The following is a 10,269-nucleotide window of genomic DNA, read 5'->3' as shown; positions in this document are numbered from 1 at the left end:
GGAGGGGGCAAGGGGGGCGGGGGACGGCGCCACCATGATGCCGCGTGTTACGGCAGGCGATTTGCCTTTTGCAGCGCCTGCTTGGTCTGGTCGTCGTCGAGGCCCTGCAGGAAATCGTCCATCTGCGGGTCGATCAGTCCGGCGCGGCGCGCGACGATGTACCAGGCGCCGGCGAGGATCAGATCCGGGTCGGTGCCGATGCCGCCCATATAGAGCTTGGCGAGGCGGTTCTGGGCGGCGACATTGCCGCCTTCGGCAGCCCGCCGCATCCAGGCAAAGCCCGATTTCAGATCGCGTTCGCCGCCACGGCCCTCGATCATCCAGGCGGCGAGATCGATCTGCGCGGTGTCGTAGTTCTGTCTCGCGGCCCGCGCCAGCAGGATGCGCGCCTGCGCGTCGTCATGCGGCTTGCCGCCGACGCCGTTGGCATAGAGCTGCGCCATCGCATATTGCGCATCGGCAAGGCCGGTGGCGGCCGCGCGCTCGTAATAGGCGGCGGCCTTCGCAAGGCCGTCATCGCCCGGATCCCGCTGGACGAGCAATTGCGCGAAGTTGAACTGCGCCAGCCGGTTGCCGGCCTCGGCCGCGGCCTGCATAAGGGCGAACGCGGCCTTTTCGTCCTTCTTCACGTAACGGCCATCGAGCTGCATCAGCGCATATTGGAACTGCGCCTCCGGCACGCCCTGTTCGGCGGCCAGCGCGTACCATTTGCCGGCCTCCGCGGGATTGACCGGCACACCCAGCCCGCGCGACAGGATTTCGGCCACCAGCGTCTCGGCCGCCGGATCGCCGTTCTTGGCGCGCTCCATGGCAAGGTTGTAGGCGGTCTTGTAAAGCCCGCGCTGGAAGGCGCCGTAGGCGGCGTCCGGCTGCTTGGCGCCGAAGCGATCTGGATTGACGGCGTCGGCCGATGGCGGCGTCATGGTGGCCGGCTGCGGCAAGGTGTTCTGGATCGGCTTGTCAACATGCGCGTCGGCGGCGGGGTTGTTGCCCGCACCCGGCTTGCCAGCATCTTGTTTGCCGGCATCCGGATTGCCACTGTCGGCCTTTCCCGCATCCGAATTGCCTGTGACGGGGGCGCTCATGTCTGGCACGCTCGTGTCCGGCCGAGGTTGCGGCAGCGGGACGGTTTCGGCCGCGCTCGCCGCATTGCTCAGCAAGCAAGCCGGGGCGATCAAGCCGGCCAGGACAGCCAGGGAAAGGGCACGCAGGCGCACGTCAGTCCTCGAAACGCGGCGCGGTTTCATCGAGCAGCGCGTTGGCGGCGGCGATCGCCGCCCGCGGGTCGCGGCCGTCGGCAAAGACCGCGCTGGAAAGCGCCACGAACTCGGCGCCGGTCGCGGCCACCGCCTCCACCGACGCAAGCTCGCAACCGGCCATGACGATGCAAGGGATCGAAATCATCTCCGCCCACCATTCGCCGAGGGCGAGGTTGCGGTGATGCGGCTCGGGCTTGTTGTCATAGCCGAAGCGACCGAAGAACATGTAGTCGGGCCGCTCCTCGCCGAGCTCCAGCGCCTCGTCGCGGGTCTTGACGCCGCCGACGCCGACCATCATCTTGCCTGCCAGGCGCTCGATCGTTTCGGCGAGCTCCCGGGGCTTCACGTCGACATGGATGCCGTCGGCCCGGACGCGCCCGGCGATGCGGTTGTCGCCAGCGATGATCACGGCGACGCCGGCACTTTGGGCGATCGGCACGATCCGTTCGGCGAAGACCTGGAAGGAAGCATCGTCCATGCCGTTGTCGGGCAGGATCAGCGAAGCGACGTCGCCGCCCTCGAAGGCCGCGCAGATATGCTCGGCCGGTACAAAAGGCGGCGCGATCAACACGATGCGGCAGCGGTTGGGCGGGGTTAAATCGTTCATTGGCCTTCGATCCCGGTTTCGCCTATGCCGGGCGAAGATGGTTGCATTGCGGCATAGAGCAAAGCGCCCGGTTTGAACAGGCGGGCGAAGCAGGATCGTTGGGCACGGGCCGCCGCGGGCGGCGCCCTCGATCTGGGTACGGTTCACCGTTTCACGAAACGCCGAACCGCGTCAGGGGTCACCCGACCGGCAGGCCGAAGATGGCGCACGATCTTGCGATTCCGCGCAATTGATGTTCGCCGAGCGGGACCAAAGGCGTTGATACTTCCGCGGCGACAGCCCCCGAGATCAGCACACTCCGTCCAAGCGGCCGGCACAGACCTTCGAGCCTGCTGACGAGATTTACGGCCGGGCCGATCGCGGTGAAATCCAGCCGGTCGGCCGTGCCGACATTGCCCCACACCATGTCGCCCAGATGCAGCGCCATGCCGAACTGCAGCTCGGGCATGCCCTGTCTGGTACGGGCCTGATTGAGCTGGCCCATTCCCGCCCGCGCCGCTCCGATCGCGCGCAGCGCAGCCTCGCAAGCCTCTGAAACCGAGCGCTCGCCGACAGGAAAGATCGCCAGCACGCCGTCGCCGATGAATTTCAGCACCTCGCCGCCAAAAGCGTGAACGGCGCCGGCGATGCGGTCGAAGCTGGCGTTGAGCGCCGCAACGACCTGTTCGGCGTCCGTCTCCTGCGACAGGGCGGTAAAGTCGCGCAAATCGCTGTAGAACAGGACGGCGCGGATCGTCTCACCAACCTCGCGCCGAGAACGGCCGGCCAACACCTGCGCCGCGCTCCGCTGCCCGAGATAGGCCTCGAGCAGGGCCGAGAGCGCCGACCTGGCGGCGAGAGCGGCAAGTGGCGCGGCGGCAAAGCGCGCCACCTGGTCCAATGTGTTCGATTCGTGCTCCGCGAGAGGACGGGCCGCGGCCCAATTCAGTTTTGGATGCTCGGATTGTGCATCCTCGCGCTCAGGCCCAACCGTATAATCGTGCACGACACCGGTTCCCAATCCCGCCAGCCAATCGCGTCCGAGATCGCCGTCCCCGGCTCCAGGCATCGTGCCGCCGCCAAAACCCAGCGCCTCCATGACGACGCCTGTCTCGGCTCGCCACAGCCAGGCGCGGCGCGTTATGATCGGATGCGGCGCGGCGAGCGTGAGGGCTCCACCGGCGAGCGGCAGCCCGTCGTCAACCAGCCGCGCGCCGAGCGTAGCCAGAAAATCATCCGGTTGGACGGCGCCGCCGGCGCTGTCGACCAGCCAGGCGAGAGTTGATGAAAGCCGCATCGACACGATCATGCTTCGGCCTTTCGTCGCTGTCACCAGCGCGAATTAACCCAAGGAGATTTTTGTTGATCGGAAGGGCGATTTGGCTTCGAATCGAAAGTGCTGGTCCGGCGCCGCCTGCCAGGCGAACCGTGTTGCCGAGCGCATACTTGGGAGATTTCGATGGCTGAACCCTTGATCGTTCATCGTGAGGTGCAGATCGCGGCGCCGCCGGCGACGATCTTCGCCTTCCTGACGGATCCCGACAAAATCGTGCGCTGGATGGGAACGGAGGCGACGGCGGAGCCCAAGCCCGGCGGTCTCTACTTGCTGAATTTGGCGGGAAGAGCCACGGCACGCGGCCAATTCACCGAGGTTGTACCCGTCCACCGCCTTGCCTACAGCTTCGGGTGGGAGGGCAACGACAAGACACCGCCCGGTTCGAGCCTTGTTGAAATCGATCTGGTCGAAGAGTCCGGCGGAACGCGGGTCAAGCTCACCCATAGCGGCCTTGCCGACCGAGAGATTTGCGACAGCCATGAGAAGGGCTGGACGCACTATCTCAGCCGGCTGGCAATCACCGCCGCCGGTGGCGACCCGGGACCGGACAAGATGTAGGGTTGCGGCCGCGATTGCCGACGGCCAACGACACCAAGCGTTAAAGCGCTTCGCGCCGAAACGGAGTCAGGCGGCACGCTTTAAGTCTTTGTTTTGATGCATGTCGTTATCCCGGAACCGCTGCACACTTCTGGGCGACATGCATTAGAGCTCCAGCTTGTAGCCGACGTGGCTGGCCTTGAAGCCGAGGCGGTCATAGAAACGATGCGCGTCTGTCCGGCTCTTGTTGGTCGTCAGCTGAACGACCCGGCAGCCGCGCTCGCGGCATTTCTCGATCGCCCATTCGAACAGGCGCTGTCCCAGCCCCTCGCCGCGGCGGTGCGCGGCGACGCGCACGGCCTCGATCTGGCCGCGCCGGGCGCCGCGCAGCGACAGTCCGGCGACAAAGGTGATCTGCAGCGTGCCGATAAGCTGGTCGCCGTCGGCCATCACGGCGAGGAACTGGTTCGGATCGCCGTCTATCGCCGCGAAGGCGTCCAGATAGGCTTGCGACAGCGGCAGGCTTGTGTCCTCACGGGCCTGGCCAAGCGGATCGTCGGCAAGCATCGCGACGATCGCCGCAACGTCCGTTTCGCATGCCCGGCGAATGCTGATGGCGCTCATTTCACACCTCGAAGGCAGCGAGCCGGCCGACCGAGATCCCTTTACGGCGCAGCCGATCATCGATGTCGAGCTGCATAGCCGATGTCGGCATTATCGACTATCCCGCAGACGGCATTCTGCGCTATGGCTGAATTCCCGCCTTCCTCAACCTCCCTTTGCCGATGTCAGGCCTGCTCAGCGATCCGTGGTTCTATGCCGCCGCCATTCCGGCGGTGATCCTTGTCGGCCTGTCGAAAGGCGGCTTCGGCGGCGCCGTCGGTTTCGTCGGCGTGCCGCTGATGGCGCTGACCATCCCGCCGGTTCAGGCGGCCGCCATCCTGCTGCCGATCCTGTGCCTGATGGACGTCGTTTCGGTGTGGACATGGTGGGGCGTCCATGACCGCAAGATGCTGGTCGACATGATGCCCGGCGCCGTCATCGGCATCGGACTCGGCTGGCTGACCGCGGCTTTGGTGACAGAGGAGATGGTGCGGCTGATCGTCGGCGCCGTCGCGCTGGTCTTCGTGTTGCGCTGGCTCTATCTGCAGTTCCGCCACGGCGCCGACCATGCGGCGGAGCCGAACCGCATCGCCGCCGCCTTCTGGGGCACGGTCGCCGGTTTTACCAGCTTCGTCGCCCATGTCGGCGGCCCGCCATTCCAGGTCTATGCGCTGCCGATCCGGCTCGACCCGAAGGTGCTGTCGGGCACGGCGGCGATCTTCTTTGCCGCCACCAATGCGCTGAAGCTCGTCCCCTATTTCGCGCTCGGTCAGTTCGACACCACCAACCTCACCGCCTCGGCGGTGCTGATGCCGTTGGCGCCGCTTTCGACGATCGCCGGCGCCTGGCTGGTGCGCCGCATGCGGCCGGAAATCTTCTATCCGTTCACCTACGCCACCGTCGCTGTGGTTGCCGTCAAGCTGCTGTGGGACGGCATTGCCGGCCTGATGTAGAAACGAAGCGGCCCTCCAGCCGCCCCGCACCAAACAATTACGACGCTCAGGCGGTGCTCGGCACCATCTGGCGGCTGCCGCCGAAGGCGAGCGCGGCGCCGAGCCCAACCACCATCGCCATGCCGGCAAGAATGCCGATGTCGTGCAAAGTCGGCTTCAGCACCATGTCGGCGATGATCACCAGCATCACCGCATAGTCGAGGCGCGCCCAGCTCATCATGCGCTGGCCGATGGCGAGAACCGCCGGCGTCACGCCATCCTTGGCGATCATGGCGCCTATGCGCTCGCCGGTCGGCTTGAAGACCAGCATGCCGATCGAGAAGGTCGTGGCATAGCCGACGAGGCCGATGACGACCCAAAGCTCGCTAAAGCCGACCCAGAAGCCGCACATGATGAGGCCGAGGACCAGCGTCAGCATCGACATCGGCGCGAAGAACTTGCCGCCGAGCTGGCCGCTGGCGCGCATCGCCTGCAGCTTGTCCTCGATGTTGCCGGCGCGCTCGGCCAGCACGCCGAGCAGGAACAGCACGAAGCCGCCACCGACCCATAAAATGGCCGAAACAACGTGCAGGAATTTGACGATCGAATACCAATCCATGGTTTGCTCCTGGATGTCTTTGTTGACTTGCAGCGGCGCGGGTTTGCGCAGCGCCTGGGAAGGAGCGGCCTTTTGCGTGGCTCGTGTTTCGGAACGATGCCGCGGCAGCAGCCGGCATGTTTCGGCGCCGCGAGAGGCGGTCGGAAAATCAGGCTTTCGGATGATCTGGGGAGGAAGGCCGGCTGTCCTGTTCCGGCACATGAAAGCGCGTTCGGTCAAAAAATCGCCGCGGCGTTAAGGCTTCATTAAGCTTTACAGGCGTTTACTATCCACATCCAGTTTTGCTGGATTCTTACCGAGTGGTTGGAGCCACTTTGTTTGACGCCTCCCTGTTAAACTCCTGAGAGCCGCCTTATCCGCGGCTCTTTTTTTTGTCGGCGGGCGGCGGGCTCGAACGTAACCGGCGTTAACCGTTTGTTAAACATGCGCTTGCCTTCATGGGCATCGAAGCGCATTTTCAAGCCTCAGTCATTTATGGGTGCTGGCCACGTCGGCAAGGATAGTCGAATCGGCTGGCGGCAGTGCAGGGGCGTATCGATGAACGAGCCTTCGAAGGGCAGCGCGAAAACCGTCAAGCTGGCGGAGCGCCGGGTTTTCTCCCAATCCTTCAAGCCGCTCTACCAGGAAGGCATGGGGCTGGTCGAACAGGCCGCCGAATATCTCGATGGCAAGGGCAGGCTCGAGGCCAAGAAATTGTCGCGCACGGCGGCGACGCTCTACGCGGCCGAATCGATGCGGCTGACCACTAGGCTGATGCAGGTCGCGTCCTGGCTCTTGCTGCAGCGGGCGGCGAATTCCGGCGAGATGACGCGTGACCAGGTGGCTTCGGAGAAATCCAAGGTGCGGCTCGACACCGCCTCGGCGCATGACGAGGCGCTCGGCTGGAGCGAGCTGCCGAAGGAATTTCTCGAACTGGTGACGCGCTCGCTGCGCCTGCAGGCGCTGGTGCGGCGCATGGATGAAGAAATCTATGGCGGCGTCATCAGCGACATCCACGCCCCCAGCCGCCGGGCCAACCCGGTTTCCGACCAGATCAGCCTCTTGAACACGGCGTTCGCCCGCGGCTGAAACCGCGTTTGCAACCAACGCTGCGATAGCGCCTCGCGGGAGCGAGGCTTCTCGATCGAGCCGCAATTGGCGAGCCGTGATCGGACGCAAGTCGAGCGCCTGTGGCCCCGACCGTACTTCGATATTGCGGCAGCCCCTGTCGCGTTGAAGGCCATGCCGGCCTTTGCGGGAAGAAACACCCTTGCCTTGAGGCGATAGGCCCCTAGTTGGGGCCGTTCGCCGCAGCCGGGTCGACCCGACCGGTTTTGCACCAAATCACCGTCATTGTGACCAAAGCAGATTGCGAGGCCTGATCCGTGCATTCGCCATTGGACCGCACCCCGGTATCGATCATCATCCCCAATTACAACTACGAACAGTTTCTAGGACGCGCCATCGACAGCGCCTTGGAACAGGACCACCGGAATGTCGAGGTCGTGGTCGTCGACGACGCATCGACCGATGCGTCGGTGGCCGTCATCGAATCCTACGGCGACAAAATCCGCCCGTGCCTGAGGCGCAGGAATGGCGGCCACGCCGCTGCATTCAACACCGGGTTCGAGGCGAGCACCGGGGAGATCGTTCTTTTCCTCGACGCCGACGACTATCTCTATCCGAACGCCATTTCCGAGGTGCTCGGCGAATGGGACGCGGCTGTCGCTCAGGCGCAGTTCAGACTGCATCTCGTCGACGAGGACCAGCGCATCAAGGATGTCTTTCCACCGCCGGAACAACCGTTCGACTCCGGCGACGTCGTCCCGGAATTGTTGCGCAAGGGGCGCTATCATACGACGGTGACGAGCGGGTTGGCGTTCGGCCGTGAGACGCTGGAAGCGATAATGCCCGTGCCGGAGCGCGATTTCCGGCAGGGCGCCGATGGCTATCTGGCGACGCTCGCGCCGCTTGAAGGAGAGGTGAAATCCATCGACACCTGCCTTGGCGCCTATCGCATCCACGGCGCCAACCACTCGGTCTTTGCCGAAAAGCTGGCCGAGCGGGCGCGCTGGCGTGTACAGCATGATTTCCGGCGCCTTGAAGCTCTGTCCGACCGGGCGGCCGAAATGGGCCTGACGGTGCCGCAGGATGCCGGCCTTCGCGATCCGGTTCATCTGGAAGAGCGACTGGCTTCGCTCTGTGTCGACGAACCCCGGCATCCGGTTACGACCGACTCCCGGCTGGGACTGGCAAAAGCGGGCGCCGCCGCCAGCCTGGAAATGAATGCATCCTGGCGGCGACGGGCTGCCCTGGCGGTCTGGTTCCTTTGCATCGGAATCCTGCCGCGGCGCATGGGAAATGCCGTCCTGGCATGGAAGCTGGTCGCGTCGTCCAGGCCGGAATTTCTTACGCGGCTGTCGAAAACCGTCCGCCGCATGACGAACTGATCCGTCTCGCGACGATCTCAACATCGCAATTGTTTCCGGTTTGTTCACATTTTGCTGGCATCGCTTGCCGCCACCGCTAGACTTGGCGCATGGGGGAAGCGATTCGCATCATCGGCATCGATCCGGGTCTGAGGCGCACCGGCTGGGGCATTGTCGAAAGCGTGGGCAACTCGCTGCGCTTCGTTGCGTCCGGTACCGTGCGTTCGGACGACAAGGCGCCCTTGGCGACAAGGCTTTGCCAACTGCATGACGGGCTGGTCGAGGTGCTTCACCGGACCATGCCGCATGAAGCGGCGGTCGAGCAGACTTTCGTCAACAAGGATGCGACCGCGACGCTGAAGCTCGGCCAGGCGCGCGGCATTGCCATGCTGGTGCCGGCGCGCGCTGGACTGGTGGTCGCCGAATACGCCCCCAACGCGGTCAAGAAAGCGGTGATCGGCGTCGGCCATGGCGAGAAGAAGCAGATCCACATGATGGTCAAGGTGCTGATGCCGAGGGCGATCTTCGACACGGACGACGCCGCCGACGCTCTTGCCATCGCCATCTGCCATGCGCATCACCGCCCGAGCGTCGCCTATCGGATGGCGGTCGCGGGGGGATGTTCTTGACTTGTTCCAGGTCATGCAATAAGTAATACCTCTGAGGTATTACCATGCGCGTGACCACAAAGGGGCAAGTCACGATCCCCAAGCAGATAAGGGATCACCTGGGTATCGGTCCGGGCTCCGAGGTGGAGTTCGTGGCGACCGACGAGGGGGCGCGGCTTGTTGCCATCAACGAAAACCTCTCCAAGGAGGAAGCGACCCGCCGGTTCAGGAAAACTCTAGCTGGCATGGCGGGGACCCTGGACCTAGAGGGCATGGGCGCCGAGGAATATGTCGAATGGTTGAGGGGGCCGCGTGAGCATCTCGACCTTGATTGACACGAATGTGCTGATCGATGTCTGGGGGCCGGGCGGCGCTTCGACGGAATGGTCGGCCGACGCCATCGCTTCCTGTCGTAGTGAGGGTGCGTTGGTCGTCAACCAGATCGTCTGGGCCGAGCTGGCTCCGCTGATCGCGACGGAAGCGCAGCTCAAACGAGCGACCGACATGCTGGAGATCGCCCGGGAGCCGTTGCCCTGGGCGGCGGCATTCCTGGCCGGTGTCACGCACTCACGCTATCGCCGCGCCGGAGGCCTGCGGGAGCGGACACTTCCCGATTTCTTCATCGGCGCGCATGCGGCCGTTGCCGGGCACCGTCTCCTGACGCGCGACGCGCCTCGCTATCGCAGCTACTTCCCCGAGCTCGAAATCATTTCGCCGGAAACGCATCCATGAAGGCCATAGCATGATCGGCAAGCTGAAAGGCACGCTGGACGAGATCGACGAGGATACCTGCCTCATCGACGTGCACGGAGTCGGCTATGTCGCCCACTGCTCGGCGCGCACGCTGGCATCGCTGCCGTCGCCCGGCGAGGCGGTGGTGCTGTTCATTGAGACCTATGTGCGCGAGGATATGATCCGGCTTTACGGCTTCCAGACCGGGCTGGAACGCGAGTGGTTTCGTCTTCTGATGAACAATGTGCAGGGCGTCGGCGCCAAGGTGGCGCTGGCGGTGCTGTCGACGCTGGCGCCGGCCGATCTCGCCAATGCGATCGCGCTGCGCGACATCGCCATGGTTTCCCGCGCGCCCGGCGTCGGCAAGAAAGTGGCCGAGCGCATCGTCACCGAATTGCGCACCAAGGCACCGGCCTATGCGGGTGCTGCCACCGGCACGATCGGTCTCAAGCAGGAGCTCGGCGAAGGGGTCGCGGCCGCACCGATCACGGATGCCGTCTCGGCGCTCGTCAATCTCGGCTATTCGCGCGACATAGCGGCGAACGCGGTTGCGGCGGCGCTGAAATCGGCCGGCGAGGGAGCGGACGCCTCGAAGTTGATCCGTTTCGGCCTGAAGGAACTGGCGCGGTGAGGCGGCGCTTGTTCCGCC

At 64.7% G+C, this 10,269-nt stretch carries 13 protein-coding genes; 8 read left to right on the top strand and 5 right to left on the bottom strand.

Annotated elements, in window-relative coordinates:
• Positions 1–47: 47 nt before the first annotated feature.
• The 3 genes from DPM33_RS33255 to DPM33_RS33245 form a co-directional block, all read right to left on the bottom strand.
• The gene (locus DPM33_RS33255; protein ID WP_112101600.1) at positions 48–1,085 is read right to left on the bottom strand and encodes a tetratricopeptide repeat protein; all 1,038 of its coding nucleotides are present in this window, start codon (positions 1,083–1,085) and stop codon (positions 48–50) included.
• A gap of 133 nt (positions 1,086–1,218) precedes the next feature.
• Positions 1,219–1,866: a thiamine phosphate synthase gene (locus tag DPM33_RS33250; protein ID WP_112101597.1), complete on the bottom strand. Its 648-nt coding sequence runs from the start codon at positions 1,864–1,866 to the stop codon at positions 1,219–1,221.
• A gap of 178 nt (positions 1,867–2,044) precedes the next feature.
• Positions 2,045–3,142, bottom strand: a complete 1,098-nt coding sequence (locus tag DPM33_RS33245; protein WP_112101599.1) for an adenylate/guanylate cyclase domain-containing protein — start codon at positions 3,140–3,142, stop codon at positions 2,045–2,047.
• Positions 3,143–3,304: 162 nt separating this feature from the next.
• On the opposite strand from DPM33_RS33245, the gene DPM33_RS33240 reads away from it, so the two are divergent.
• Entirely contained in the window at positions 3,305–3,739 is a 435-nt protein-coding gene (locus DPM33_RS33240) for an SRPBCC family protein (RefSeq protein ID WP_112101596.1), read from the top strand.
• A 144-nt stretch (positions 3,740–3,883) separates the two neighbouring features.
• On the opposite strand, the gene DPM33_RS33235 is transcribed toward DPM33_RS33240, so the two are convergent.
• A complete protein-coding gene (locus DPM33_RS33235) occupies positions 3,884–4,342 on the bottom strand; it encodes a GNAT family N-acetyltransferase (protein WP_112101595.1) in 459 nt (152 codons plus the stop codon).
• A gap of 161 nt (positions 4,343–4,503) precedes the next feature.
• Here DPM33_RS33235 and DPM33_RS33230 point away from each other — a divergent pair, with 161 nt between their 5' ends.
• The gene (locus DPM33_RS33230) at positions 4,504–5,274 is read left to right on the top strand and encodes a sulfite exporter TauE/SafE family protein (RefSeq protein WP_112101594.1); all 771 of its coding nucleotides are present in this window, start codon (positions 4,504–4,506) and stop codon (positions 5,272–5,274) included.
• Between the two features lie 46 nt (positions 5,275–5,320).
• Here the strand turns inward: DPM33_RS33230 and DPM33_RS33225 are convergent, their stop codons facing one another.
• A complete protein-coding gene (locus DPM33_RS33225; protein ID WP_112101598.1) occupies positions 5,321–5,872 on the bottom strand; it encodes a DUF2269 family protein in 552 nt (183 codons plus the stop codon).
• A 537-nt stretch (positions 5,873–6,409) separates the two neighbouring features.
• Here DPM33_RS33225 and rcdA point away from each other — a divergent pair.
• The 6 genes from rcdA (at position 6,410) to ruvA (ending at position 10,251) form a co-directional block, all read left to right on the top strand.
• The gene (gene rcdA / locus DPM33_RS33220) at positions 6,410–6,940 is read left to right on the top strand and encodes a protease adaptor protein RcdA (protein WP_112101593.1); all 531 of its coding nucleotides are present in this window, start codon (positions 6,410–6,412) and stop codon (positions 6,938–6,940) included.
• A gap of 296 nt (positions 6,941–7,236) precedes the next feature.
• The gene (locus DPM33_RS33215; RefSeq protein WP_112101592.1) at positions 7,237–8,301 is read left to right on the top strand and encodes a glycosyltransferase family 2 protein; all 1,065 of its coding nucleotides are present in this window, start codon (positions 7,237–7,239) and stop codon (positions 8,299–8,301) included.
• An 89-nt stretch (positions 8,302–8,390) separates the two neighbouring features.
• Positions 8,391–8,909 (top strand): crossover junction endodeoxyribonuclease RuvC, encoded by a 519-nt coding sequence (ruvC, locus tag DPM33_RS33210; protein WP_112101591.1) that lies wholly within the window; start codon positions 8,391–8,393, stop codon positions 8,907–8,909.
• 44 nt (positions 8,910–8,953) lie between these two features.
• Positions 8,954–9,223, top strand: a complete 270-nt coding sequence (locus tag DPM33_RS33205) for an AbrB/MazE/SpoVT family DNA-binding domain-containing protein (RefSeq protein ID WP_112101590.1) — start codon at positions 8,954–8,956, stop codon at positions 9,221–9,223.
• Positions 9,201–9,620 (top strand): type II toxin-antitoxin system VapC family toxin, encoded by a 420-nt coding sequence (locus DPM33_RS33200; RefSeq protein ID WP_112101589.1) that lies wholly within the window; start codon positions 9,201–9,203, stop codon positions 9,618–9,620. The genes DPM33_RS33205 and DPM33_RS33200 overlap by 23 nt, the downstream gene beginning before the upstream one ends.
• Positions 9,621–9,630: 10 nt before the next feature.
• Entirely contained in the window at positions 9,631–10,251 is a 621-nt protein-coding gene (ruvA, locus tag DPM33_RS33195) for a Holliday junction branch migration protein RuvA (RefSeq protein ID WP_112101588.1), read from the top strand.
• Positions 10,252–10,269: the final 18 nt, after the last annotated feature.

Origin of the sequence: Mesorhizobium hawassense, from assembly GCF_003289945.1 — a bacterium.
GTDB classification, from domain to species: domain Bacteria; phylum Pseudomonadota; class Alphaproteobacteria; order Rhizobiales; family Rhizobiaceae; genus Mesorhizobium; species Mesorhizobium hawassense.
This window is presented reverse-complemented; position numbering and strand designations above follow the sequence as displayed.